This window comes from Microlunatus panaciterrae (assembly GCF_016907535.1).
In the GTDB taxonomy this organism is placed as follows: Bacteria; Actinomycetota; Actinomycetes; order Propionibacteriales; family Propionibacteriaceae; genus Microlunatus; species Microlunatus panaciterrae.
Genome location: NZ_JAFBCF010000001.1, coordinates 1,035,707 through 1,061,249 on the forward strand (window position 1 = coordinate 1,035,707; position 25,543 = coordinate 1,061,249).

Here is a 25,543-nt window from a genome sequence, read left to right on the forward strand (position 1 = left end):
TACGGACTCAGAGGCCCTGGGCCAGCCGGTAGTACGGCGCGTTCCAACGCATCTCGTTGGCGAAGGAACGGCGGGTCGTTGCGCCGTCGATGACCAGCAGCTCGGTGCCGACCATCTCGGCGAAGTCGGTCAGCTCCTCGGTGCCGACAGCCGTCGAGAGCACCGTGTGGTGCGGGCCGCCAGCGGTCAGCCAGCACTCGGCGGAGGTCGGCAGATCGGGCTTCGGCTCCCAGACGGCGCGTGCCACCGGCAGTTTGGGCAACGGCTCATCCGGGTCCACCAGCTCGATCTCGTTCAGCACCAGCCTGAACCGGTCCCCCATATCCGCGATCCCGACCACGATGCCAGGACCGGTGACGGAGTTGAAGACGATCCGGACCGGGTCCTCACGGTTGCCGATGCCGAGCGGATGGATCTCGCAACTGGGCTTGGTGGCGGCGATCGTCGGGCAGACCTCCAGCATGTGCGCACCGAGGATCTTCTGCGTACCCGGGCCGAGGTGATAGGTGTAGTCCTCCATGAACGAGGTGCCGCCGGGACGACCCTTGCCCATCGCCTTGATGCCGTGCAGCATTACCGAGGTCTTCCAGTCACCCTCACCGCCGAAGCCGTAGCCGTCAGCCATCAGACGCTGGACGGCGAGCCCAGGCAGCTGACGCAGCCCGCCCAGATCCTCGAAGTTCGTGGTGAAGGCGCCGAAGCCGCCCTCGGTGAGGAACGTGCGCATCCCAGCCTCGATCCGGGCCGCATAGCGCAGTGACTCGTGCCGGTCTGCCCCCGACCGCAGCTCCGCAGCAACGTCATAGTCCTGCGCGTACTGCTCCACCAAGGCGTCGATGTCGGCGTCGGAGACTGCGTCGACCACCTCGACCAGATCGTTGACACCGTAGGTGTTCACCGAGACACCGAACTTCAGCTGGGCCTCGACCTTGTCACCCTCGGTCACCGCGACGTCGCGCATGTTGTCGCCGAACCGTGCCAACTTGAGGTTGCGGATGGAGGTGTACCCAGCGGCTGCGCGTTGCCAGGCGCCGACCCTCGAGGTGACGACCGGATCGGACACGTGACCGGCAACGGTCTTGCGGGCCACCCCCAGCCGCGCCTGGATGTAGCCGAACTCCCGGTCACCGTGGGCGGCCTGGTTGAGGTTCATGAAGTCCATGTCGATCTCGGCCCAGGGCAGCGCGACGTTCGCCTGGGTGTGCAGGTGCAGCAACGGCTTCTGCAACGCATCTAATCCGGCGATCCACATCTTGGCCGGCGAGAAGGTGTGCATCCACGCGATCACCCCGATGCACTCGTCAGTAGCGTTCGCTTCCAAGATCAACTTGCGAATGGCCCCGGCGTCGGTGAGCACGGGCTTCCAGATGATCTTGATCGACAGCTCATCCGAGCCGTCAAGCTCTGTGGCGATCTGCCGGGACTGCTGCTCGACCTGAGCCAGCGTCTCGGGACCGTACAGGCCCTGGCTCCCGGTCAGGAACCAGCACTCACGCTGCTGCGGTGCGACCATGATCATTCCTCTCGGTGTTCATCTTGGGGTTCGCCCTTCGACAGGCACAGGGCACGTAGTGGGGGTTCGCCCTTCGACAGGCTCAGGGCACGGATCAGGGAGTTGCCCTTCGACCGGCTCACCGCTGACCGTAGACGTTCTGGTAGCGGTCGTAGAGCGAGTCGATGTCGGACTGCGGGATCGGGATCGGCTCGCCGAGCTGGCGGGCGATGTGTACGGTCCGGGCCACCTCTTCGCAGAGCACCGCCGCCTTGACCGCGGCCCGGGCCGAGCGGCCGATCGTGAACGGGCCGTGGTTCTGCATCAGCACGGCGGGCGATCGATGGTGCCGCAGCGTCTCGACGATTCCGCGCCCGATCGAGTCGTCGCCGATCAGCGCGAACGGCCCGACCGGCACCTCGCCACCGAACTCGTCACCCATCATCGTCAGCACGCACGGGATGGGCTCACCTCGGGCGGCCCAGGCGGTGGCGTAGGTCGAATGGGTGTGCACCACCCCGTTGACGTCGGGCAGGTGCTTGTAGACGTAGGCATGCGCCGCCGTGTCCGACGAGGGGGCCCGCTCACCTTCGACCAGGCGGCCCTCCAGGTCCGTCACCACCATCGCTTCCGGAGTCAGCTCGTCATAGCTGACCCCGGACGGCTTGATCACCAGCAGCTCGTACCCAGGCACCCGGGCCGAGACATTGCCAGCCGTCCAGACGACCAGGTCGTTACGCGGGAGCTCGGCATGCAGGTCGCAGACCTCCTCACGCAGCTGGGCAACCAGGTCGGCGGCCGCGGCAGGCACTCCGCGGTCCTCGGCGCCCCGCATCACGACTCCACCCTGTGGCCGTACCCGTGGACCACGGTGCAAACCGGCTCATTGCGCTCGGCGACACTCACGAAGAACGCTCGCCCGGACCACGTGCCGCAGCCATCTTCGTTGGCACGTGCCTGCTGTCGATCGACCGACATCGGTCTCCTTTCGGTTCGCCGCGCCTTACTCTACGTCGGGTGAGATGTTAACGTTCACAAGATCGCGGGGTCAAGGGCGTCTTGCCGCTCGCGGTGCTGCTGTGCTTTCGCGCAGCACCAGGTCGGGGCGGACGACGGTTCGGCCGTCGTCGGCGTCGCCGCCCAGCAGTCCGAGCATCCGCTCGACGCAGCGTCGGCCCAGCTCGACGAAGTCCTGGCGCACCGTGGTCAAGGCCGGACGGAAGAAGCCCGAGCCATAGCTGTCATCGAAGCCGACGACCGAGACGTCCTCCGGCACCCTCAGCCCGGCGTCAGTCAGAGCCCGGATCAGTCCGAGAGCCATCAGGTCATTGGCGGCGAAGATGGCGGTAGGCGGGTCGGTCCTGGCCAGCTCCGCGCCGATCGCCGCACCCGACTCAGCGGTCCAGTCGCCCACCAGCGGCTCCGGCACGGCACATCCGGTGTCGGCCAGCGCCTGTGCCCAACCGCGGACGCGGGCTGCGGCGTCGAACCAGCTGGGCAGCCCCGAGACGTGCACCACCTCGCGGTGTCCCAACGACAGCAGATGGTCGGTGGCCAGTCGGGCCCCGTACGCCTGGTCCACCGTGACCGGGTGCAGGTCCGGCTGGTCGCTGTCGGCGACCAGCACGATCGGCAGCCGCGACGCCAGCGCGGCGGCCGCTTGAGCCACCCCGGGGACCGGCGCGATGACGATGATGCCTTCGACAGCCTGGTCGAGGAAGTGGTCCAGTGCGCCGGAAAGCACGGCGTCCTCATCGGACCGCAGACTGGCCAGGCTGACGAAGAGGCCGGCCGCCCGGGCCGCCTGCTCCACCGAGTGGAGGGTGAGCACCGGCCCGTACAGGGCCGAGCTGTGGGTCAGCACGCCGATCGTCCCGCTGCGACTGGTGACCAGGGCACGAGCGGCCGAGTTGCGACGGTAGCCCATCTCGGCGATCGCAGCCCGGACGCGGTCACGAGTCTCGGGCCGCACATTGGGGTGGTTGTTCAGCACCCTGGACACGGTCTGGTGCGACACGCCGGCCAGCCGCGCGACGTCCTGCATCCCGGGCGGCCTTGGCTGCCGGTTCGGCACGGGCATCCCCTGGGGCGCCGACTAGGTCTGGTCCGACTTGGACTTCAGCGAGATCTCGACGTCTCCGTGCGGCTCGACGTCTCCGTGCGGCTCGATCGTTTCGTCCGCGTGCCCGGCGGGGCGCCCGCCCTCGTCGCTCGGCGGCACCGAGATCTTGCGGAACTGCCGTCGCATGCTCAGGTACAGCAGGACCATGACGCCGGCCAGCACGAGCGTGATCAACAGCGGGGTCCACCCCGGCTTGACCACGTTCGGATCGATCTCGAAGAGCGTCATACCTGCACTCTACTCGCGCTCGACTCGGCCGCGGGCACCGCGATTCCGGCGAACAGGTCGTCCTCGGGAACGTCCGTCGGCACCAGGCTGCGGACCAGCTGGAAGTCCTCGGTGGGCCACGCCTGCTTGTGCACCTCGAGCGGAACAGCGAACCAGGAGCCCTCCGGGTCGACCTGAGTGGCGTGCGCCAGCAGGGCCTGGTCGCGCACGCTAAAGTAGTCGGCGCATTCAACCCGGGTGGTCAATCGTGCCGCGTGGCTCGGATCCGGCTCCCAATCTGCCAGCCGTTCAGCGTAGGGCGACTCCAGACCGCGCTCGCGCATCGCCGCGTCCAGGGCCGCGATCCGGTCCCGATGGAAGGTGAACTGGTAGTAGAGCTTGAGCGGCTGCCACGGCTCGCCCAGCTCCGGGTAGGCCTTCGGGTCCGCGGCGGCGTCGAAGGCGGCGACGGTGATCTGGTGGCAGCGGATGTGATCCGGGTGGGGGTAGCCGCCGTTCTCGTCGTACGTGGTGACGACGTGCGGGCGAAGCTCACGGATCACCTGCACCAGCGGCGCCACAGCCTCCGACAACTCGACCTGGGCGAAGCAGCCGTCGGGCAATGGCGGAAGCGGGTCACCCTCGGGCAGTCCAGAGTCGACGAATCCCAGCCAGACCTGCTCGATACCGAGAATCTCGCGGGCTCGGTCCATCTCGCGTCGGCGGATGTCGGCGATGTTCGCCAGGATGTCCGGCCGGTCCATCGCCGGGTTGAGAATGGATCCGCGCTCACCGCCGGTGCACGTCGCGACCACCACGCGGACGCCCTCCGCCACATAGCGGGCGGTCGTCGCCGCACCCTTGCTTGACTCGTCGTCCGGGTGTGCGTGAACATGCAGCAGGCGCAGGGCTTCGCCCGACTGGTCCACGCGCAGGGGAGCTTGATCCATTGCCACATCGTCCCATGGGACCTTGTCTCGACCGTCCAGGGCTCCCGTTCATCGAGACGGACATACGCAGGTGACAATGGTCGGCATGACCGAAGCCGCCGAACGACTGCGCCGGCGCTATCCACGTTCGCGGCTGCCCCGACCGCTGCTGATCGTCATGGTGGGTCTGCTGGCCGCGGTGGCACTCGGCTGGCTGCTGTGGGCGGCCACCGTGCAGTCGCATCCCGCTGTCGCCGGCCGGGTGTCCGCCTTCACGGTCCAGTCAGACACGTCGATCAGGGTCACCGTGACCGTGGATCGACGCGACCCCTCCGTGCCCGTCGTCTGCGTGGTCCAGGCCCAGGCCACGGATTTCGAGCCGGTCGCGGAGAAGAAGATCGAGGTGGGGCCCCGACCGGAGCGGCTGGTGGACGTGACGATCGAGCTCAGGACCCTCCGCCGCGCCACCTCGGCCTCCCTCAAGTCGTGTACGGTCAGATGAGCTCTGGCAGGCCATCAGGACCACTCCAGCGTCGGTGGTTAGTTGCTGGGGCCATTGGTTGCTAGGCTTGGCTAATGTCTGAAAACACTCAAAAGGCCACCATCTGGCTGACCCAAGAGGCGTTCGACAAGCTGAAGCATGAACTCGAGCACCTTGCTGGGCCTGGCCGCGCCGAAGTCACACAGCGGATCGCCGCCGCCCGCGACGAGGGCGATCTGAAGGAGAACGGCGGCTACCACGCCGCTCGTGAGGAACAGGGGCAGCAGGAAGCCCGGATCCGCCAGCTCGAGGACATGCTGCGTCGCGCCGAGGTGGGTGAGGCCCCAGCCAACACCGACGAGGTCGCACCTGGCACCCAGGTGACCATCGCCTTCGACGGCGACGAGTCCGACACCGACACCTTCCTGCTCGGCTCACGGGAGCTGCTCGGCCTGGACGATGCGGTCGACGACACCAACGTCTACAGCCCGCAGTCCCCGCTCGGCGTCGCGATCCTGGGCAAGAGCACCGGCGACAGCGTCACGTACGAGGCACCGAACGGGAAGCCGATCAACGTCACCATCGTCAAGGTGGAACCCTTCAAGGGCTGACCCGCACACTGGCCGAGTGTCAGGACCGTCGCCCGGCAGGGCGGCGGTCCTGTTTTTTCCTGTGGGCTCTCGGCCGCGGCCCTTCGACAGGCTCAGGGAGCGTTCTCGGGCCGGTCTCCAACCGGCCCTTCGACAGGCTCAGGGAGCGTTCTCGTGCCTGTCTCCAACCGGCCCTTCGACAGGCGCAGGGGCGCTCGACAGGCTCAGGGCGCGTTCGGCAGGCTCAGGGCGCCCTCAGCTGAGCTGCTGGAGCAGCCGGGTCGCCTCGACGGGGGTCAGGGCCCCGGCGGCCACCTCGGACAAGATCTGCTCCCGGGTCATCCCAGCCGGCTGGTCGGGCTCCCCGGACAGCCCGAGCCGTTCGAGCAGCTGCGCGAACCGCAACCGGGCCGTCGGATAGGAGACGCCGAGATGACGTTCCAGCTCACGCATATTGCCACGTGACGCCAGGAACACCCGGAGCGTGTCGAGGTCCTTCGCGTCCAGGGCACAGAACTCGCACGAGGCGAAGATGCCGCCGACCTCCGTGCCACAGGACCCGCAACCCAGCCGTGTCACCGCGAGATGGTCGCCGCACACCGGGCACTCGCTCGGTGCGTGGTGGTCGGGGGCCATCCTCGGTCTGGGAGTTGCCCGGTCGCTCATACTCCGGCCGGCGATTCCTGGTCGGAGCCGACCTTGACCAGCGCATGGCCCATCACGACCTCGACATCGAGGCGCGCACTGCCGTTGCCCATCACCACTTCGTCACCGGCGCCGCTGTGGCCACCGCTCCAGCTGACCTTGCCGAGCTGCGCCTCGCCCCGGACCGTCACGTTGGAGTCGTCGGCCAGCTGGATCGAGAGCGAACCGGACTCGGCCCTGACCCGAGACCTGCCGGTCTTGATCGAGGCCTTGATGGTGGCCTGACCGGCCTGGACCAGGGCGTCGGAGATCTGCTCGACATCCAACAGCTTGGCCCCGCCCGCGGTCACCCGGACCTTGCCCAGGAAGGGGACGCGCTCGGTGTTCAGGCTTCCGGCGGTCACCTCGACGTCGATGACGATGTTGGGGTTCACCCGCAGGAACAGCTCCTTGCCCAGCCCGAGTGCGCGGATGTCATCCAGGTTGCGGGGCGCCTTGAGCAGCGTGAACCCATCGATCGAGGCGCCCAGCTCGCCGTCACTGGAGATCTCCAGCACCGCGCCGTTGCGGCGCAACACGTGCGGTCCGTCCGCCGAGACGGTGGCGACCGACGGCTCCCCGATGATCCGGACGCGTCGGCCGACGGCCCGAACCGAGATGCGCTCGACTCCTCCCGAGGACTGGGGGCCGGCATGGCGCTGGGCCGGTCCATCCGGCTCAACGGCGTCGGCGGAGCTCTCCGACCGGAAGCTCTCGGTGGTGAAGCTCGGCTGCTGTGGCCGGTCGGTGGCCGCGGCCCAGGGGTCCAACGGAGGCTCCGCCGGCCCGGAGCTGCTTCCACCCTGCGCTGCCAGCTCTTCATTGGTGGGCTCGGACTGCGCCTCGGCCGCCTTCAGGGCGTCAATGCGCCGGGCCGCCTCGGCGGCGTCAATGCGACCCGAGGCAAGCTCCTCGAGGATCGCGGTCATGTCAGATGAAGGACTCATACTCAAAAGATAAGGTCGACTTTCACCATTGAAAAGAGTCGTTTGACACTTTCAGGGTCCGGTCGGGGTCGAGTCCGGGTCCCGCGCGTCGATTCCGGGCCGACGTCCCTGGGAGGCCTCAGTGCGAATGGCGCGGGATCGTGCTGCCGCTGCTCCCAGTGAGGAAGTCGAGGTCGACCCCCTGGTCGGCCTGCTGCACGTGCTCGACGTAGAGCCGGGCCCAGCCCCTGTCGGTTGACCGACCCGGCGGGACCCACGCCGCCCGTCGCGCCGCCACCTCCGGCTCGTCGACCAGCAGGTCCAGTCGGCGGTTCGGCACGTCCAACCGAACCAGGTCGCCGGTCCGGATCAACCCCAGCGGGCCGCCGACGGCAGCCTCCGGGGCGACATGCAGGACGCAGGTCCCGTACCCGGTGCCGCTCATCCTGGCGTCGGAGATCCGCACCATGTCCAGCACTCCCTGTTCCAGCAGCCGCTTCGGGATGGGCACATTGCCCACCTCCGGGAAGCCGGGATAGCCCTTCGGCCCCGCGTTGCGGACCACCAGCACGGTGTCGGCCGTGACGTCGAGATCAGGGTCCTCGGAGGCGACGACGTACTCCTCGATGGTGTCGAACACCAGCGCCGTCCCGACATGGCTCAGCAGCTCAGGTGAGGCGGCCGAGACCTTCAGCACGGCACCTCGCGGAGCCAGCGACCCGAACAGCACCACAGTGCCGGATCCGGCCGGCTGAATGGGCTCCTCGACGGTACCGATCACCTCGCGGTTCCAACACTGGGCGTCGGCGATGTTGTCACGCACCGATCGCCCGCTCACGGTGACGTGGTCCAAGTTGAGGTGGTCGCTCAATTCCTTCATCACCACCGGTACGCCACCCGCGTACGCGAAGTCCTCCATCAGGAACCGACCGGACGGCATCAGGTCGACCAGCAGCGGGATCTCCGAGGTCAAGGTGTCGAAGTCGGCCAGCGAGAGCTCGACCCCGATCCGGCCCGCGATCGCCAGCAGGTGCACGACCGCATTCGTCGAGCCGCCGATGGCGGCGTTGACCCGGATCGCGTTGACGAAGGCCTCCCGGGTGAGGACGGTGGACAGCCGTTGATCCTCGTTGATCATCGCGACGATCCGGCGACCGCCGACCTGGGCGGCGGCGTAGCGTCGCGAGTCCACGGCCGGGATCGCGGCCGTGCCGGGGAGCTGCACCCCCAGAGCCTCGGTCACACAGGCCATCGTCGAGGCGGTGCCCATCGTCATGCAGTGACCCCGACTGCGGGACATGCACGATTCGGCCATCGAGTAGTCGGTCGCCGACATCCGGCCTGCCCGACGCTCTTCGCTGAATCTCCAGACGTCGGTGCCCGAACCGATGTCACGGCCCTGGAACTTCCCGTTCAGCATCGGACCGCCGGTGATCATCAGGGTTGGCAGGTCGACGCTCGCTGCAGCCATCAGGGTGCCAGGCGTGGTCTTGTCGCAACCGGCCAGCAGCACCACGCCGTCCAGCGGGTTGGCGCGCAGCAGCTCCTCCAGCTCCATCGCCAACAGGTTGCGGTAGAGCATCGTGGTGGGCCGCATCAGCGGCTCCCCCAGGCTCATGGCGGGGAACTCCAGCGGGAACCCACCGGCCTCCCAGACCCCACGCTTGACCGCTGCCGCCACCTCCTGCAGATGGGCGTTGCACGGGGTGAGCTCCGACCAGGTGCTGGCGATCCCGACCACCGGGCGCCCGTCGAACACGTCGTCGGCGAAGCCCTGATTGCGCATCCAGGACCGGTGGATGAAGCCGTTGCGGCCGGTGTCGCCGAACCACTGCTGGCTGCGCAGCGGTGCGGCGCCGGTTCCGTCGGTTGTCGGATCCATCTCAGACATCTCCGTCCAGCCGGTACCACCGGGTTGCGGTGCCGGACCAGAACTGGTCCGTCTCTGGCTGGCTCAGCTGCCCGGTGAGCGCCTCGGCGGCCGCCACCACTCCGGCGTAGTCCGTGGCGAGCAGGCAGACCGGCCAGTCGCTGCCGAACATCAGCCGTCCGGGTCCGAACGACTCGAGCACCGTGTCCACGTATGGGGCGAGGTCGGCAGGCTGCCAGCCTGCTCGGGCCTCGGTCACCAGACCGGACACCTTGCAGGCCACGTTCTCGTACGGTGCCAGCTGGTTGATCAACTGCTGCCACTCGGCCAGCCGGCCGCCGGCGATGTCCGGCTTGGAGAGATGGTCGACGACAAAGTGCACGTCCGGGTTGGCCCGGACCGCCTCGACGGCTGCCGGCAGCTGATGGGGCCGGGTGAGCAAATCCACCGTGAGCCCCGCGGCGCCCACCGTGCCGATGCAGCCGATCGCGGTGTCACTGGCCAGCCAGCGCGGGTCGGTCACGTATTCGGCAAGATCACGAACACCGACCCACTTGTCGGCGCCAGCCCCGGATCGGACCCCGTCGATCTGGGCCTCCACCGTGTCGTCGAACCGCAGCCAACCCACCACGCCTGCCACCTGCTCGTGAGCGGCGGCGATCTCGAGCATCTCCGGCGTCTCCGCGGGGTCGGTGACGGTCTGCACGATGATCGACCGGTCCACCCCGCTGGCGGTCGCGGCCTCCGTCCAGTCGGCGATCGAGAAGCTGCGTCCGATCACCGCCGCCACGTCGGGGGTCATCCAGTCCTGCGGTCGAACCGTCAGGTCCCAGATGTGATGGTGTGCGTCAATCCTCATCGATGTCTTCCCGGTCTCGCGGAGAGGGTGGTGCTGGACTCCCTGATCATGACGGCAGGTCCCGATGAGTTCAAGATGATCACGGTGACCGTGGACGGTGGCCTCCTCCGGCAGTCGCCCGCGGCTCGGGGCAGACGCCCCTCACGGCTGCCGGAAGGCAGGGTGGAGGATGCTGCAGTGACCACCCGCCGACTCCCCCGCTGGAACGAGCTGTCACCCCTGCTGCGACTCCGGCGACCGGACCTCAACCCGACCGGGCGACGGCTCGACCGGGCCCTCTGCATTGAGGACCTGCGCGCCATCGCCCGCCGACGGACACCCCGGGCGGTCTTCGACTACGTCGACGGCGGAGCCGATGGCGAGGTCAGCCTTCGCCGCGCGCGCGACCTGTTCGCCTCGCTGGAGCTGCAGCCCGGGGTGCTGCACGACGTCTCGGCCCCGGATCTCCGCACCCCCGTGCTGGGCCGGACGAACAGCCTGCCGTTCGCGTTCGCCCCGACCGGCTTCACCCGGATGATGCAGCATGAGGGCGAGGTGGCGGTCGCGCGCGTCGCCGCCCGCAACGGTATCGGCTACGCCCTCTCGACCATGGGCACCAGCACCATCGAGACGGTCGCCGCCGCCGCGCCCGAGGGACGGCTCTGGTTCCAGCTGTACGTCTGGAAGGATCGGGCCGCCAGCGTGGATCTGCTGGCCCGGGCTCGGCAGGCCGGCTACCAGGCGGTGGTGCTGACCGTGGACAGCGCCGTCACCGGGCTGCGTCGACGCGACCTGCGCAACGGCTTCGCGATGCCACCGGCACTGACCGCCCGGACGGTGCTGGACGGCGCCCTGCACCCGCACTGGTGGGTGAACCTGCTGACCACCGAGCCGCTGCAGTTCGCCTCGCTGCGGCGGTGGGACCGTCCACTGGCCGAACTCGGCAACCTGCTCTTCGACCCGAGTGTCACCCTCGACGACCTGGCCTGGCTGCGGTCTGCCTGGGACGGCCCGCTCGTCGTCAAGGGGATCCAGACGGTCCGGGACGCCCAGCGGGTGCTGTCGGTCGGCGCCGACGCGGTCGTACTCTCCAACCACGGCGGCCGGCAGCTGGACCTGGCTCCGACGCCGCTGCGGCTGTTGCCCGAGGTGCGCGACGCCGTCGGCGACGGGCCAGAGATCTGGGTCGACACCGGCATCCTGACCGGCTCCGACATCGTGGCAGCACACGCCCTCGGCGCGAACCTGGCCTTGGTGGGCCGGGCCTACCTCTATGGGCTGATGGCCGGCGGCGAGCGCGGCGTCGAGCGCGCCGTGCAGATCCTGCGCGCCGAGGTCACCCGCACCATGCAGCTGATGGGTGTCTCCCGGATCAGCGACCTGACCCCGGACCACGTCCGGCTCCCCTAGTCCCCCTGGCCCTGGCCTACGCTGGTGTCAGTTTCCCAAGTCGACTTGGGAAACTGTCACAGAGCCAGGGAGATTTGCGCCGCCATGTGACAGGAACCCTGGCTCTGTCAGCCCTGGGCGACGAAGGTCACACCGCACTCATTTGTGTGTGCCATGCAAGTAATCTTATAGTTGCGTCATGCACGTACTTTCCTCGCTGGACGACAACTCGACACAGTCTGTCGAGGAGTCGGTGCTGGCCGCACTGATGGCGATCGGTCGCCTGATGCGGCAGCGTACGGCCAGCGACATCGACCCCGGCACCTTCTGGCTGCTGCACACGCTGCGCTGCAACGGCGCGCTGCGGGTGACCGAACTGGCGGCGAAGATGAGCCTGGATTCCTCCACCGTCTCCCGGCACGTGCAGCAGCTGGACCGTTCCGGCCTGGTGGAGCGGAAGGCCGACCCGGATGACGGTCGCGCCCAGCTGGTCGACGTGAGCGCCCGCGGGCACGAACTGCTGAACGAGGGCTTCGCCCAGCGCAAGGCCGCCCTGATCCAGCATTTCGTGAGCTGGGACCGCGAGGACGTCGAGGCCCTCGAGCGCCTGCTGAACAAGTTCGTCAACGACATCGACAGCACCATCGCAGAACTGGAGCAGAAGTGAACAAGAAACCTGAGCCGCGCCGCGCGCTCATCTCGGAAGCGGATCCGGCTGTCGCCGCTGGTCCGACTCCGAGCGGGGACTACCTGAGCCACCGCCAGATCATGGTCGTGCTGGGCGGTCTGATGGCCGGCATGTTCCTGGCCGCACTCGACCAGAGCATCGTCGGTGTCGCCCTGCCGAAGATCACCTCCGATCTCGGCGGCCTCGACAAGCTCTCCTGGGTGGTCACCGCCTACCTGCTGACGTCGACAGCAGCCACCCCTTTGTGGGGCAAGATTTCCGACCTTCTCGGCCGTCGGCCGATCTTCCAGGCGGCGATCGTGGTGTTCCTGATCGGATCGGTGATCTGTGGCCTGGCGCCCAACATCGAGGTCATGATCATCGGCCGGGCCATCCAGGGCCTCGGTGGTGGCGGCCTGATGTCGCTGGCGCTGGCCGTCATCGGCGACATCATCCCGCCTCGCGAGCGGGGCAAGTACCAGGGCCTGTTCGGCGCCGTCTTCGGCGTCTCGTCGGTCGCCGGCCCGCTGCTCGGCGGCCTCTTCACCGACCACCTCGGCTGGGAGTGGATCTTCTTCATCAACCTGCCGATCGGTATCGCGGCTCTGGTCATCACCTCGTTTGCGCTGAAGCTGCACCATGTGAAGCGCGACACCTCGGTCGACTACCTCGGCGCAGCCACGGTGGTCGCCTCGGTGACCAGCCTGATCCTGTACGTGAGCTGGGCCGGCCCCGACGTGGGCTGGCTGTCCGGCACCGGTATCGGCCTGCTGGTGGCAACGGTCCTCTTCGGCGCCGCCTTCGTGCTGGTCGAGCTGCGGGCCAAGGAGCCCATCATCCCGATGGGGCTGTTCCGGAACTGGATCTTCACCTCCAACGTCACCTTCGCCATGATCATGGGCATCGGGATGTTCGGCGGCCTGATCTACCTGCCGATCTACCTGCAGGCGGTTCAGGGGATGTCGGCCACCCGATCCGGGCTGGCGATGCTGCCGATGGTGATCGGCATGTTCACCACCTCCATCGGTGGCGGCCAGCTGATGAGCCGTACCGGCCGCTACAAATGGATGCCGATCCTGGGGGCGATCGTCGTCGGTGGCGCCCTGTTCGCCTTCTCGCACCTCACCGTGGACACCTCGTACCCGTTGGTGGCGTTGAACATGTTCGCGTTCGGCTTCGGTCTGGGCCTGACCATGCAGGTGGTCGTGACGGCTGTGCAGAACTCGGTGGACCGCAGGCACATGGGCACCGCAACCGCCTCGGTCACCTTCTTCCGGACCATGGGCGGTGCCATCGGGACGGCCCTGTTCGGGGCGATCCTGAACACCCGCCTCACTCATCACCTGTCCCAGATCGTCCCCGCGGCCGCGAAGGGGCAGATGGGCCAGGCCACCACCTCGATCCAGGACGTCACCGCCATCCGCGCGCTGCCGGAGCCGGTCAAGACCTGGGTGCTGACCGCCTTCACCGACGCCCTGGACGACGTCTTCATGGTGGCCGTGCCCTTCATGGCCGTAGCGTTGCTGATCGCCGTGTTCATGAAGGAGAAGCCGCTGGGCATGCGCAAGGAGGTCACAGAGGAGACGACCACCGGCGCCGCTGAGGAACCAGATCTCGTGCCCATGGCACATTAGAACCCGCAGCACCGAACCAACCGCACGCTGAGCCGCCCGACCGGGCAGCCACAGGAGCTTGAGGATATCCATGCAGAGTGAGCACATGACCCGGACCGGCCGGTGGCAACGCACCGGACTGGCAGTGACGGCCCTCGCCCTCGCGGCGGCCCTGGCCGGCTGCGGCTCGGTACCCACCAGCCAGGGAACCGAGACTGATGGTGGCGGCCGGACCTCGTCCTCGACCTCCGCCCCGGCGCAGAGCGAGCAGCCGACCCCCTCCCCGACCCCGGACCCGGTCGTGTTCACCAGCAATGTCGAAGACCACGCCACCGATGTCAAGGTGGACACCACGGTCGCGGTCAAGGCCTCCGGCGGCACCGTCTCGTCGGTGAAGCTGGCCTACTCCGGCAAGGACGCGGACGGGAACGCCAAGACCATGGCGGTGCCCGGGCACCTCAACAAGGCCCACACCGCCTGGTCGGCCTCCACCGGCCTGGACCCTGCCACCAGGTACCGGCTGGTGATGACCGGAACGAGCGATCAGGGAGTGAAGACCACCACCAGGTCGTCGTTCACCACCCAACAGCTGAGCCTGGACCAGCAGACCTTCCCGACGCTGTACCCGCTGTCGGGACAGAAGGTTGGTGTTGGGATGCCGGTGATCATCACCTTCGACGTCGCAGTCAAGGACAAGGCGGAATTTGAGAAGCACCTGTCGGTGACCACGTCTCCTCGCCAGCAGGGCACCTGGCACTGGGTCAGTGACACCGAGGTCCACTTCCGGCCGAAGCACTTCTGGAAGCCCGGGACGAAGGTCACCGTCGACGCCAACCTCAACGGCGTGAACGCCGGCGGTGGCATCTACGGTCAGCACTCCCGCAGCACCTCGTTCACCATCGGCCGCTCGGTGGTGACCAAGATCGATCTCAAGCGCGACAAGGCGAAGGTCTACATCAACGGCAAGCTGAGCCGGACCATCAAGGTCAGCGGCGGCAAGCCCGGGTTCACCACCCGCAGCGGCACCAAGTTGATCATGGCCAAGCTGAGGACGACGAAGATGGCCTCGGAGACCATCGGCATCGCTGACAAGAACTCGCCCAACTACTACTCACTGGACGTCGAGTACGCCATGCGGATCACCTCCTCCGGGGAGTTCCTGCACGCCGCCCCGTGGAACATGGCCGTCTTCGGCCGGACCAACGCCAGTCACGGCTGCGTCGGGATGAGCACCGCGGACGCGCGCTGGCTGTTCAACACCGTCAGCATCGGCGACCCGACCATCACCACCGGAACCAGCCGGGGTCTGGAGCAGGGCAACGGCTGGAGCGACTGGGACGTCTCGTACGCCAAGTACAAGCAGGGCTCAGCCCTCTGAGCCCCTCGGGCTAGCTGACGACGTCCGTGATCAGGGCGGGGTCGCCATCGGTGGCGACCAGATCCTGGATGAACGTCTTGGTGAAGGCCAGGAACGGGACGGCCATCAGTGCCCCCACGATGCCGCCGACGATGACCCCGGTGGCAATGGCCAGCAGCACGGCCAGCGGGTGCAGCCTCACGGCCCGACCCAGCAGGAAGGGCTGCAGGATGTGCCCCTCCAGCTGCATCACGGCAACGATCCCGGCCAGCATCACCAGGGCCTGCACCCAGCCGAGCGCCACCAGAGCGACGACGACGGCCACGAAGCCTGAGATGAAGGCACCGACGAGCGGGATGAACGCTCCGAGGAACACCAGCGTCGCCAGCGCCGGGGCCACCGGCACCTGCAGGATCAGGGCGACGATCAGCACACCGATCGCGTCCATCAGCGCCACCAGGATCGTCGCGCGGACATAGGAGACCAGCGACGTCCACCCTCGTCGGGCCGAATGGTCCGTCCTGGCGCGGGCCTGCTTGGGCACGAAGTTCAGCAGGAACGTCCAGACCCGGCGGCCGTCGTAGAGGAAGTAGAACAGGGTGAAGATCACGATGGCGAAGCCGGCTACGAAGTGCCCGACCTGGGCACCGATCTCCGCAACGTAGGTGGCTATCTGAGACTCGCTGCTGGTCAGGAAGTCCTGCAGCTGGTTCACGTAGTCGTTCAGCCGCGTCTTGTTCACATGCAACGGGCTGTTGGCCAGCCAGTCCAACAGCTGGTTGAAGCCCGTGATCACCTGGCTGGCCAGCTGAGACGACTGGGAGGCGATCTGGGTGGCCACCAGGGTCAAGGTGCCGAACACCAGCGCCAGGCCGCCGATGACCGAGATGCCCGCGGCGAGTCCGCGGTGCACCCCCCAGGTGCGCAGACGGTGCGCCACCGGGAACAGCAGCGCAGCCAACAGGGTGGCTACCGCCAGCGGGACCATCACTTCGGACAGGAAGCGGATTCCCCAGCCGATGAAATAGACCAGAACCCCGACCAGCAGCAACCGCCAGGCCCACCCGGCCGCAATCTGCAACCCTCGGGGGATGCCGGAGTCGTCACCGGAGGCGACTGCGGCTGGCTCGACCAGCTCCGCCGGAACGGCCGCCTCGGTTGCGGGAGCTCGCGTCGACGATGTCGGAACCGGCTCGATGGCTGCACGTCTGGCCGGCACCGGCAGCCGGTCCGCACGCCTCAGCCGTCGGGGGATGCCCCGTTTGAAGCGGTCAAGAGCGTCCATCAATACCCTCCCGTGAACAGGTCGCCGAGCGGTCGCTTGTTGACATCGATCCGCGCTGCGCGAGCTCGGCGACTGGATCGCTCCGCGGTGGCAACGCTATCGGACGCCGCGGAGCCGCTCGCCCGCGCCCGATCGGGCCGAGCAGTGGCGGCTGGCCGCTTCCTGCGCACGGCTCAGGTGCCGAACGAGGCAGCCAGGGCCGCCGCCACCGCCGGGTTCTGTTCGGCCAGCAGCCCGATCGGCGAGAGTAGGTAGTCGCCGTCGACGGCCACCCGGGGTCGTTCGGGGAGCATCCGACCCGTTCCCTGCGCCCTGGCGAGGGCGTCGGAGACCAGCCGCACCCCAGCGGTCGGGTCGGCGCGCAGCACGCCCCCCGAGCCGATCAACAGCTCGACCTCGCGAAGGTCGACCCCGCTGCGGTGCAGCACCCTTCGGCCGGCGATGAGCAACGCCTCCGAGCGGCCGGAATGCCGGCGCAGCGCCCCGGCGACGGCGATCGTCGCCAGCACCGCGTCGGCGGCCCGCTCGGCCGCCGTGTGGGGCAGCCGGCTCGGCGACAGAGTTGACACCCACATGTCCAGCAACGTGCGGTCGGCCGCCGTCAGCAGCCCCTCCGCCTGACCGTGGCTCAGCGTGGCCGGCGCCGACCAGCGGACACCGAGGTCTCCCTCGACCGTACGGCTGGCCCGGCTCGGTGCCACCACCTCGCGGGACAGGCCAGCCTCGGGTGCACCCTCGGCAGCGTCCACCTGCAGCACGGAGTGCACGTCCGTGGTGGCGCCGCCGACGTCGACCACGGCCACAGCGACCCCGTTCGCGGCGATGGTCTCGACACCACGCAGCACCACATCCGGCGTCGCGCCGCGCACCATCTGGGCGAACTCGGCGCTGCGGCTGAGGTGCTTGCCGCCGATCACATGGGTGAGGAACAGCTGCCTGACCCGCCGGCGCGCATCGTCGGGGGCGAAGACGCCGATCTCCGGCACGACGTTCGCCGCGATCAGGTGCTCGACGGAGCTGAGCAGCTCCGACACCTCGGCGGCGGCCGCGGCGTTCCCGGCGACCACGACCGGCAGCTGCAGGTGGGCGGCGGCGATCGTCTGCGCCGACCTGAGCAGGGTCTCGGCGTTGCCGCCATCGGTGCCGCCCACCAGCAGCAGCAGGTCCGGTGTGGCGGCAGCCAGCCGACCGACTCCGCTCGCATCGAGCCCGCCGGAGATCACCTCGACCACGTGCCCGCCGCTGGAGAGCGACACCCTGCTTCCGGCCTCGGAGGTGACCAGCCGCTCGTTGCCGATCACCGCGATCCGTAGGCCGCCACCTGCGCTGGAGCTCGCCAGCACCTCTGCCCCGTCCACCCGGCAGCCTTGGCGGCGGAGCAGGTCGCAGCAGGTGGCCAGTCCGTCCAGGACGTCGGACTCGAGCGTCGTCGGCACGGCGACCGTCGCGCGCAGCTCGGCCTGGTCGGCGTCGACCCAGCCGACCTTGGTGAAGGTCGAACCGAAGTCCACGCACAGCACCGTCATGTCTGGATGTCTAGCACGCATCGCCAACGGCATCCGGCCTTCGCCCGAGGCGCTCCGTTGCGACGAGCCCGGTCGGTCTGCGGCCGGACCGCCCGGCAGACTATCCGGGTGAGCTTCCGCAGCACGGCCGGCGCCTGGGCGCGGCGACGCACCACCCTCCCCCGCGACGTCATCGTGTTGGGCCTGATCGCCTTCTGCGTCGCTGTCGGGTTCGGTGTGCTGATCCCGGTCCTTCCCGTGTATGCGCGCAGCTTCGGTGTCGGCAACTTCGAGGTCGGCGCCGTGGTCTCCGTGTTCGCGCTGATGCGGCTGGCCACCAGCCCGTTCTGCGGACGGATGATCACTGCCGCCGGGGAGCGGCTCGTGCTCGCTGTCGGCATCTTCATCGTGGCCCTCTCCAGCGGCTTGGCCGGCATCTCCCAGACCTACCCGCAGCTGCTGCTCCTGCGCGGGGTCGGCGGAATCGGGTCGGCCATGTTCACCGTGTCCGCCATGACGTTGCTGCTCAACTCGGTGGAGACCCGGATCCGCGGCCGGGCCGCCGGCTTCTACCAGGGTGGCTTCCTGATCGGTGGGATGGCCGGCCCGGCCATCGGCGGTCTGCTGGCCGCGATCTCGCTGACCGCACCGTTCTTCTTCTACGCCGCCACGTTGACCGTCGCCGGTGCCGTCGGGTTGGCGTTGCTGCGACGGGGCGCGTCCACGGTGGTCAGCGGACCTCACCTGGAGCTGCTGCCATTCCGCCAGGTGGCTCGCGACGTCCGCTACCAGGCGGCCTGTGCCACGAACCTGGCCCAGGGCTGGACCTCCTTCGGCGTCCGAACAGCGCTGGTGCCCGTGCTGGTCGTGGAGGTCCTGCACCGGCCCGCGTCCTGGACCGGGGTGGCCTTCGCCTGCGCCTCGGTGGCCCAGACGATCGCGGTCGGACCTGCCGGCAAGTTCGTCGACACGGTCGGTCGGAAGGAGGCGATGGTCGGGGCCGGCGCCCTGGCCGGGGTGTCCATCGGAATCGTTCCGTTTGCCCCCAACATCTGGGTGCTGATCGGCCTGCTCTGCCTGTACGGCGTGGCAGCGGCCTTTCTCGGCACGGCTCCGGCGGCCGCGGTCGGTGACGCCGCCGGCGGCCGCGGCGGCACTCCGGTGGCGGTCTTCTCCATGTGCTCCGACGTCGGCGCGATCATCGGGCCCCTGGTGGCCGGTATCTTGGCAGACCAGGTCTCCTACCCGCTCGCGTTCGGGGTCGGCGCGGTGCTGATGCTCGGGGCGGCGGCGAATGCGCTCCGGATGCCCTCAGGTGTCCCGACCGAACGGTTGACCAAGGTCGAGAAAGGATTCACCGATGAGCCCACGCCCGCTGACTGAGCTGGTGACCCCGGACTGGGCCGAGGCGTTGAGCCCGGTTGCCGAGGTCCTGACCCGGATCGGCGGCTTCCTCCGCGACGAGCTGGCCGCCGGCCGGGGCTACCTGCCCGCCGGTGAGAACGTGCTGCGCGCCTTCAGCCGTCCGATGGCCGGGGTCAGGGTGTTGCTGGTGGGTCAGGACCCGTACCCCACACCGGGGCACCCGGTGGGGCTGTCGTTCTCCGTCGCCCCGGACGTACGGCCGCTGCCGAGAAGCCTGAACAACATCTACACCGAGCTGCAGGACGACTGCGGGGTGCCGAAGGCGACGAACGGGGATCTGTCCCCATGGTTCGAGCAGGGCGTGCTGCTGCTGAACCGGGTGCTGACGGTGCAGCCGGGCCGGTCCGGGTCGCACCGTGGCAAGGGCTGGGAACAGGTGACCGAGACCGCCATCCGGGCGCTGGTGGCGCGTGGCGGACCGCTGGTCGCCATCTTGTGGGGACGCGACGCGCAGAGCCTGATCCCGCTGCTGGGCGACGTCCCGTACATCGCCAGCGCACATCCGTCGCCGATGTCGGCCGACCGGGGTTTCTTCGGTTCTCGACCGTTCAGCCGGGCCAACGCGCTGCTGGTGGAGGCCGGCGGCGAACCGGTCAACTGGGCGCTCGGCTGAGCCGGACAACAGGGCAGGCGTCAGTCGAGCGCCTGGCCCAGGTCCGCCAGCAGGTCCTCGACGTCCTCGATCCCGACGCTGAGCCGGACCAGGTCGGCCGGCACCTCCAGCTCCGTGCCCGCCACCGAGGCGTGCGTCATCCGGCCCGGATGCTCGATCAGTGACTCCACCCCGCCCAACGACTCTCCGAGGGTGAAGACCCGGGTGCGGGCACAGACGTCCAGGGCATGCTGCTCGCCGGCGGCGACGCGGAAGCTCACCATCCCACCGAACCGTCGCATCTGGCGCGCGGCGAGCTCCCTGCCGGGGTGCGAGTCCAGTCCCGGGTAGATCGTCTCGGAGACGCCGGCGTGGTCGGAGAGGAAGGCCGCGACACGTTCGGCGTTGTCACAGTGCCGGTCCATCCGGACCGCGAGCGTCTTCAACCCGCGCAGCACCAGCCAGCAGTCGAACGGCCCGGCAACGGCACCGATCGCGTTCTGGTGGAAGGCGACCTTCTCGGCCAGATCCGGGTCGTCAACCACCAGGGCCCCGCCCACCACGTCGGAGTGGCCGCCGCAGTACTTGGTGGTGGAGTGCATGACGACGTCGGCGCCGAGCGCCAACGGCTGCTGCAGATAGGGCGAGGCGAAGGTGTTGTCCACGATCACCAGCGCCCCGGCGTCGTGCGCGATGGCCGCCAGGGCGGCGATGTCGGCGACCGCGAGCAGCGGGTTGGTCGGGGTCTCCACCCAGATCGCGGTGGTCTCGCCCGGGCGCAGGGCGGCCTCGACCGCGGCGAGGTCGGTGAGCGGGACCGGCGTCGCCTGGACGCCCCAGCGGGCGTGCACCTTGGCGAACAGCCGGAAGGTGCCGCCGTACGCGTCATTGGGGATCACCAGGTGGCTACCGGGCCGGCAGATCGTCCGCAGCAGGGTGTCCTCAGCCGCCAGCCCGCTGGCGAACGCGAACCCGCGACTACCCCCCTCCAGCGAGGCCAGGCACTCCTCCAGTGCGGTGCGGGTCGGGTTCGCCGACCGGGAGTACTCGTAGCCGTTGCGCAGCCCACCGACCCCGTCCTGGGCGTACGTCGAGGTCGCGTAGATCGGCGGCACGACCGCCCCGGTGGTCGGGTCAGGCTGCTGGCCGGCGTGGATGGCCCGGGTCGAGAAACCTGTGGTGTCACTCATGATCTGGAGCGTAGCCGTCGTGCACTGGAATGTCCCGGTCGGCGGATGCGTTGACTTCCCGCGGGCAACTTCCCGCGCACCGACCACAGAGAGGCACACTGGTCCCCATGTTCTTCACCAAGCAGAAGGTCACCATGGTCGAGCCCGAGCGCGCGCTGCGGGGCCGTGACACGTCCGTGCTCGCCCAGCCCACGTTCCATGAGATCTTCGGCACCCCGGTCGATGTCACCCCGGCCGGTTCGGAGGTGGCCTACCTCGCGCTCGGCTGCTTCTGGGGCGCGGAGAAGCTCTACTGGCAGCTGGACGGGGTCACCTCGACCGCCGTCGGCTACGCCGGCGGGTACACCCCCAACCCCACCTACGAGGAGGTCTGCAGCGCCAAGACCGGGCACACCGAGATCGTGCGGGTGTCGTACGACCCGAACAAGATCAGCTATGCCGACCTGCTGAAGGTGTTCTTCGAGAACCACGACCCGACCCAGGGCATGCGGCAGGGCAACGATGTCGGCACCCAGTACCGCTCGGCGATCTACACGACCACCCCCGAGCAGGCGGCGATCGCGGTGCAGGTGCGCGACGAGTTCCAGCGGGAGTTCGAGCGCGCCGGCTACGGCGAGATCACCACCGAGATGCGGGAGGCGCCCGAGTTCTACTACGCCGAGGACTACCACCAGCAGTACCTGGACAAGAACCCCAACGGCTACTGCCCGGTCCACGCCACCGGTGTGACCTGCGGCTGAGGCTCGAGCCGCAACCGCGGTGGCCTGGCGATCGTCCTACCTGCGCGCAGCGGTCATCCGGTACAGCAGCCGGTACGGCAGCACCCGAGCCAGCATCGCTGCGACCTTGGCGTCCCGGCCGACCACCTGGCGGGGTCGCGGGTTGGGCAGCGTGAGCGCGGCCACGATCACCTGGGCCGCACGGTCCGGCGGCAGGCCCCGCCTACTGCCCCGCTCCGCCATCTGCTCCGCAGCCTGGATCTGGAACCGGTAACGACTCGCCTCGGCAGGAAACTCCTGCTGGAGCTTGTTGCCGGCGGCAAGGCCGCGTTCCCAGATCGGGGTCGCGATCGCCCCGGGCTCGAGCAGCAGGACGCGGATCCCGGACGGCGCCAGTTCGGCCCGCAACGACTCCGACAGACCGGCCAGGCCGAACTTGGACGCGGCATAGGCGCCCAGCATCGGACCGGCGATCCGGCCGCTGATCGACCCGATCATCACGATCCGGGCGTCGCCGAGCTCGGCGGCGGCCGTCCGCAGGGCCGGCAGCAACGTCTGGGTCACCAGCAGCTGACCGACCAGGTTGACCTCGAGCTGCCGACGGAAGGCCTCGATCGGCAGGTGCTCCAGGGGCCCAGGGAGCGCAACGCCGGCATTGTTCACCAGGCCGAACAGGGGTCCGGCCTCGCAGACCCGCCGGCTGGCTGCCCGGACCGAGTCGTGGTCGAGCAGGTCGACCAGAAGCGGGGTGACGGCGCCCTTGTGCTCGTCGGTCAGCGCCCTCCCGTCCTGCTCCCGACGCACCGTGGCCCAGACCCGGAAACCCATCCTGGTCAGTCCCTGAACTGTGGCGCGGCCGATTCCGGTCGAAGCCCCGGTGACCACCACCGATCGCTGTCCCTGTGCCATCGCTCCCCCAGCCGTAGAGTCAGGATCGCGGGTGCCCGGACCGCACCCGCCCCCTTCGGCACGCCGGATTTCCCCGACGATGCCCAGGCCAGCCTATTCGCGACGAGGCAGCCAATTGCATACAGTGGGGACGCCCGACCAGGAGGAACCCCGCATGGCAGAGACGACAGTGATCACTTTCGGCACGTTCGACGTGCTGCACGTCGGCCATGTCCGCGTGCTCAACCGGGCAGCCGAGCTGGGCGACCGGCTCGTCGTCGGCGTCTCCTCCGACGCCCTGAACCTGGCCAAGAAGGGCCGCAACCCGGTATTCAGCCAGCAGGAGCGGCTGGAGATCGTGGCGAACCTCAAGGTGGTCGACACGGTCTTCGTCGAGGAGAGCCTCGAGCTGAAACGCGAGTACGTGGAGCAGCACGCTGCGGACATCTTGGTGATGGGTGACGACTGGGCCGGCAAGTTCGACTTCCTCAACGACATCTGCAAGGTGGTCTACCTCCCTCGCACGCCGTCGATCTCCACCACAGCACTGATCGAACACATCGCGACCACCAGGAGCTGATCGCCGGATGCGACCCGAACTCTCCTATCCTGTCCCTCGCCGGGCAGCTGCTCACGACGCCGCTCCGCGCGACCAGCGTGAACCCGTCGAGCGGCCCACCCGCGAACGACGCCGTGGCCACGGTCCCGCGGCCGCCGAAGCGACCGCTGCCGACCCGAACGAGCAGCGGGGACACTAGCCCACGTCGACCTCAGCGACTCTCCCGTGATCGAGCTCCCCGCAAGCTTCCGCGCGATGCCGCGCTGGTGGCAGGGCGGAGGCGACTGGCTGGACGCTCTGCCGAGCCTGGTCGCCGACCACTGCAGACGCCTGCAGCTGGAGCTCGACGGTCCGCCGCGGCACGGCTCCAACGCTCTGGTGGTGCCGGTCCGCCGCAACGGCGAGCTGCTCGCCCTCCGGCTGACCCCACCCACCGATGACGTCGCCGCGGAGGTGGCCGCGTTGCGGTTCTGGGACGGACGCGGCACTGTGCGACTGATCGACGCCGATGTTGCGGCCGGGGTCACCCTGCTCGAGCGCCTGGACGGGTCCCGCAGCCTGAACGACCTGCCGCTGACGGAGGCGGTCCCCGTGCTGGGCCGGATGATGCGCAGACTGGCCGTACCCGGACCGCCGGAGGTCCTCTCGACGACGGCCGTCGCGGCGGCCCGGTTGGGGGATCTCGAGGAGAGCTGGTCTCGCCTCGACCGGCCATTCAGCCGCACTGTGCTGGACGTGGCGCTGACTCATGCCCTGGCGCTGGCCGAGACCTCGTCCACGCTGGCCGTGAACGGCGACCTGCACTATGAACAGGTGCTGGCCGGACGGCGGGAGCCGTGGCTCACGGTCGACCCGGTCCTGATGCGCGGCGACATCGAGTACGACCTGGCCCGGATGCTGTGGTCCCGGCTGGACGAGATGAGTGACGACGCCGTGTTCGAGCACTTCCACACCCTGGTCGACCAGGCGGAGCTGTGTGAGGAACGGGCGTATGCCTGGGTGGTGCTGCGCAGCGTGGACTACTGGGTCTGGGGCCTCGACCACGGTCTCACCGAGGACCCGGTGCGGTGCGCCCGGCTGGTAGGCCTGTTCCTGTCCTGCTGATCCGCGTCCGCCCCCTGCGAAAAACTCGACAGAACGCGACTTTTCGCGGTCCGGGGGCGCCGGACCGGGTCCAGAACTCATCAGAACGCGACATTTCCCGACCCACAGCGCCGAACCCGACCCAGAACTCATCAGAACGCGACATTTCCCGGCCCACAGCGCCCAACCCGGCCCAGAACTCATCAGAACGGGAGTTTTCGGGGCCCCCCAAGCATCCGCCGCTGCCGGGTCAGCCCAGGGCACCGCTGGCGAAGGCGTCGCACTTCTGTGGGTCACCGGTACGGAACCCGGTCGTCAGCCACTGCTGCCGCATCGCCGCCGACCCGTGGGTCCAGCTCTCCGGCGTCACCTGGCCCTGCATCTTCTTCTGGATCCGGTCATCGCCCACCGCCGAGGCCGCATCCAGCGCCCTGTTCAGGTCCTCCTGGCTGACCTCGGCGATGGGGCTCTTTGGGTCGTCGGTGGCATGGTTGAACCAGACGCCGGCGTAGCAGTCGGCCTGGAGCTCCAGCCGGACAGCTCCGGACTTGGGTCCGGACTGCTGGCCCTGGCCCTGCACCTTCGACATGGTCCCGGTCAGCTTCTGGATGTGGTGTCCGAACTCGTGGGCGAGCACGTACGCCTCAGCAGCGTCGCCGCCCTGAGCCCCGAGCTCGCCGGTCAGCTGGTCGAAGAAGCCGAGGTCCAGATAGACCGTGGTGTCGGCCGGGCAGTAGAAGGGGCCGACCGCGGAGGTGGCGGTGCCGCAGCCAGTGGCGACACTGCCGGTGAAGGTGTCGACCTGGATCTCCTGGTAGTTGTCGACTGACTGGCCCCAGAACGACTGGATCGAGTTGGTGTAGGCGACGAAGCGGCAGTCGCGGTCCTTCTCAATATCGGTGCCGCTCTTGCAGTGCTCGAACTGGCTGGAGGCCGACGGGTCGGCCGGGCCGGCTTGCTGGCCGCCGAGGATGTCGTTGGGGTTGATCCCGAGCAGCAGGGCCACTACCAGCACGATCAGGCCCGCGCCCCCGCCGATGGCGATCTTGCCGCCCCCACCTCGCGACCCACCCCCCATCTGAGAAGGGTCGAGCTGCGACTGCTGGTTGTACTTCATCTCGTTCTCCCCTTC

The 25,543-nt window shown here is 68.7% G+C and carries 25 protein-coding genes; 11 read left to right on the forward strand and 14 right to left on the reverse strand.

Going from position 1 to position 25,543, the window contains the following annotated elements; genetic code table 11:
* Positions 1-7: 7 nt before the first annotated feature.
* From araA to mca, 5 genes are all read right to left on the reverse strand, one after another.
* Positions 8-1,513 carry an L-arabinose isomerase gene (gene araA / locus JOE57_RS04625; RefSeq protein WP_204916619.1) on the reverse strand — a complete coding sequence of 502 codons (1,506 nt, stop codon included), beginning with the start codon at positions 1,511-1,513 and terminating at the stop codon, positions 8-10.
* Between the two features lie 118 nt (positions 1,514-1,631).
* The gene (locus JOE57_RS04630) at positions 1,632-2,282 is read right to left on the reverse strand and encodes an L-ribulose-5-phosphate 4-epimerase (protein WP_204920212.1); all 651 of its coding nucleotides are present in this window, start codon (positions 2,280-2,282) and stop codon (positions 1,632-1,634) included.
* 258 nt (positions 2,283-2,540) lie between these two features.
* A complete protein-coding gene (locus JOE57_RS04635; protein ID WP_204916620.1) occupies positions 2,541-3,536 on the reverse strand; it encodes a LacI family DNA-binding transcriptional regulator in 996 nt (331 codons plus the stop codon).
* Positions 3,537-3,587: 51 nt separating this feature from the next.
* Entirely contained in the window at positions 3,588-3,842 is a 255-nt protein-coding gene (locus JOE57_RS04640) for a hypothetical protein (protein WP_204916621.1), read from the reverse strand.
* Entirely contained in the window at positions 3,839-4,771 is a 933-nt protein-coding gene (gene mca / locus JOE57_RS04645; RefSeq protein WP_204916622.1) for a mycothiol conjugate amidase Mca, read from the reverse strand. Before mca ends, JOE57_RS04640 begins: the two co-directional genes overlap by 4 nt.
* Positions 4,772-4,856: 85 nt before the next feature.
* On the opposite strand from mca, the gene JOE57_RS04650 reads away from it, so the two are divergent.
* Both JOE57_RS04650 and greA read left to right on the forward strand, forming a co-directional pair.
* Entirely contained in the window at positions 4,857-5,252 is a 396-nt protein-coding gene (locus tag JOE57_RS04650; RefSeq protein WP_204916623.1) for a DUF4307 domain-containing protein, read from the forward strand.
* A 74-nt stretch (positions 5,253-5,326) separates the two neighbouring features.
* Positions 5,327-5,842, forward strand: coding sequence for a transcription elongation factor GreA (gene greA / locus JOE57_RS04655; RefSeq protein WP_204916624.1), 516 nt, complete (start codon positions 5,327-5,329; stop codon positions 5,840-5,842).
* A gap of 234 nt (positions 5,843-6,076) precedes the next feature.
* Here the strand turns inward: greA and JOE57_RS04660 are convergent, their stop codons facing one another.
* The 4 genes from JOE57_RS04660 to JOE57_RS04675 all read right to left on the reverse strand — a co-directional run bounded on the left by JOE57_RS04660 (position 6,077) and on the right by JOE57_RS04675 (position 10,160).
* Positions 6,077-6,487, reverse strand: a complete 411-nt coding sequence (locus JOE57_RS04660; RefSeq protein WP_204916625.1) for a DUF2089 family protein — start codon at positions 6,485-6,487, stop codon at positions 6,077-6,079.
* On the reverse strand, positions 6,484-7,452 hold the full coding sequence (locus JOE57_RS04665; protein WP_239578841.1) for a hypothetical protein: 969 nt from the start codon (positions 7,450-7,452) through the stop codon (positions 6,484-6,486). The genes JOE57_RS04660 and JOE57_RS04665 overlap by 4 nt, the downstream gene beginning before the upstream one ends.
* A 118-nt stretch (positions 7,453-7,570) precedes the next feature.
* Positions 7,571-9,313 (reverse strand): IlvD/Edd family dehydratase, encoded by a 1,743-nt coding sequence (locus JOE57_RS04670; RefSeq protein WP_204916626.1) that lies wholly within the window; start codon positions 9,311-9,313, stop codon positions 7,571-7,573.
* Between the two features lies 1 nt (position 9,314).
* Entirely contained in the window at positions 9,315-10,160 is an 846-nt protein-coding gene (locus tag JOE57_RS04675; protein WP_204916627.1) for an amidohydrolase family protein, read from the reverse strand.
* Between the two features lie 30 nt (positions 10,161-10,190).
* On the opposite strand from JOE57_RS04675, the gene JOE57_RS04680 reads away from it, so the two are divergent.
* From JOE57_RS04680 to JOE57_RS04695, 4 genes are all read left to right on the forward strand, one after another.
* The gene (locus tag JOE57_RS04680; protein WP_338041150.1) at positions 10,191-11,549 is read left to right on the forward strand and encodes an alpha-hydroxy acid oxidase; all 1,359 of its coding nucleotides are present in this window, start codon (positions 10,191-10,193) and stop codon (positions 11,547-11,549) included.
* 178 nt (positions 11,550-11,727) lie between these two features.
* Positions 11,728-12,195 carry a MarR family winged helix-turn-helix transcriptional regulator gene (locus JOE57_RS04685; protein ID WP_204916628.1) on the forward strand — a complete coding sequence of 156 codons (468 nt, stop codon included), beginning with the start codon at positions 11,728-11,730 and terminating at the stop codon, positions 12,193-12,195.
* Positions 12,192-13,829 carry an MDR family MFS transporter gene (locus JOE57_RS04690; RefSeq protein WP_338041151.1) on the forward strand — a complete coding sequence of 546 codons (1,638 nt, stop codon included), beginning with the start codon at positions 12,192-12,194 and terminating at the stop codon, positions 13,827-13,829. Before JOE57_RS04685 ends, JOE57_RS04690 begins: the two co-directional genes overlap by 4 nt.
* Before the next feature lie 70 nt (positions 13,830-13,899).
* A complete protein-coding gene (locus JOE57_RS04695; RefSeq protein WP_239578842.1) occupies positions 13,900-15,186 on the forward strand; it encodes a L,D-transpeptidase in 1,287 nt (428 codons plus the stop codon).
* Between the two features lie 10 nt (positions 15,187-15,196).
* Here the strand turns inward: JOE57_RS04695 and JOE57_RS04700 are convergent, their stop codons facing one another.
* On the reverse strand, positions 15,197-16,450 hold the full coding sequence (locus tag JOE57_RS04700) for an AI-2E family transporter (RefSeq protein WP_204916629.1): 1,254 nt from the start codon (positions 16,448-16,450) through the stop codon (positions 15,197-15,199).
* Between the two features lie 173 nt (positions 16,451-16,623).
* Positions 16,624-17,976 (reverse strand): glutamate mutase L, encoded by a 1,353-nt coding sequence (locus tag JOE57_RS04705; RefSeq protein ID WP_204916630.1) that lies wholly within the window; start codon positions 17,974-17,976, stop codon positions 16,624-16,626.
* A gap of 108 nt (positions 17,977-18,084) precedes the next feature.
* On the opposite strand from JOE57_RS04705, the gene JOE57_RS04710 reads away from it, so the two are divergent.
* Together JOE57_RS04710 and JOE57_RS04715 are read left to right on the forward strand one after the other, a co-directional pair.
* The gene (locus JOE57_RS04710) at positions 18,085-19,338 is read left to right on the forward strand and encodes an MFS transporter (protein ID WP_338041152.1); all 1,254 of its coding nucleotides are present in this window, start codon (positions 18,085-18,087) and stop codon (positions 19,336-19,338) included.
* Entirely contained in the window at positions 19,316-19,993 is a 678-nt protein-coding gene (locus JOE57_RS04715) for a uracil-DNA glycosylase (protein ID WP_204916632.1), read from the forward strand. Before JOE57_RS04710 ends, JOE57_RS04715 begins: the two co-directional genes overlap by 23 nt.
* 20 nt (positions 19,994-20,013) lie before the next feature.
* Here the strand turns inward: JOE57_RS04715 and JOE57_RS04720 are convergent, their stop codons facing one another.
* Entirely contained in the window at positions 20,014-21,162 is a 1,149-nt protein-coding gene (locus JOE57_RS04720) for a cystathionine gamma-synthase (protein ID WP_204916633.1), read from the reverse strand.
* A 107-nt stretch (positions 21,163-21,269) separates the two neighbouring features.
* On the opposite strand from JOE57_RS04720, the gene msrA reads away from it, so the two are divergent.
* A complete protein-coding gene (gene msrA, locus JOE57_RS04725; RefSeq protein ID WP_204916634.1) occupies positions 21,270-21,902 on the forward strand; it encodes a peptide-methionine (S)-S-oxide reductase MsrA in 633 nt (210 codons plus the stop codon).
* A gap of 36 nt (positions 21,903-21,938) precedes the next feature.
* Here msrA and JOE57_RS04730 read toward each other — a convergent pair whose 3' ends face one another.
* Positions 21,939-22,790 carry an SDR family NAD(P)-dependent oxidoreductase gene (locus tag JOE57_RS04730; RefSeq protein ID WP_204916635.1) on the reverse strand — a complete coding sequence of 284 codons (852 nt, stop codon included), beginning with the start codon at positions 22,788-22,790 and terminating at the stop codon, positions 21,939-21,941.
* 154 nt (positions 22,791-22,944) lie between these two features.
* On the opposite strand from JOE57_RS04730, the gene JOE57_RS04735 reads away from it, so the two are divergent.
* Together JOE57_RS04735 and JOE57_RS04740 are read left to right on the forward strand one after the other, a co-directional pair.
* A complete protein-coding gene (locus JOE57_RS04735; protein ID WP_204916636.1) occupies positions 22,945-23,349 on the forward strand; it encodes an FAD synthase family protein in 405 nt (134 codons plus the stop codon).
* Between the two features lie 204 nt (positions 23,350-23,553).
* Complete coding sequence (locus JOE57_RS04740; RefSeq protein ID WP_204916637.1) at positions 23,554-24,432, forward strand: aminoglycoside phosphotransferase family protein; 879 nt, start codon at positions 23,554-23,556, stop codon at positions 24,430-24,432.
* Positions 24,433-24,661: 229 nt separating this feature from the next.
* Here the strand turns inward: JOE57_RS04740 and ypfJ are convergent, their stop codons facing one another.
* Positions 24,662-25,528, reverse strand: a complete 867-nt coding sequence (gene ypfJ / locus JOE57_RS04745) for a KPN_02809 family neutral zinc metallopeptidase (RefSeq protein WP_204916638.1) — start codon at positions 25,526-25,528, stop codon at positions 24,662-24,664.
* Positions 25,529-25,543: the final 15 nt, after the last annotated feature.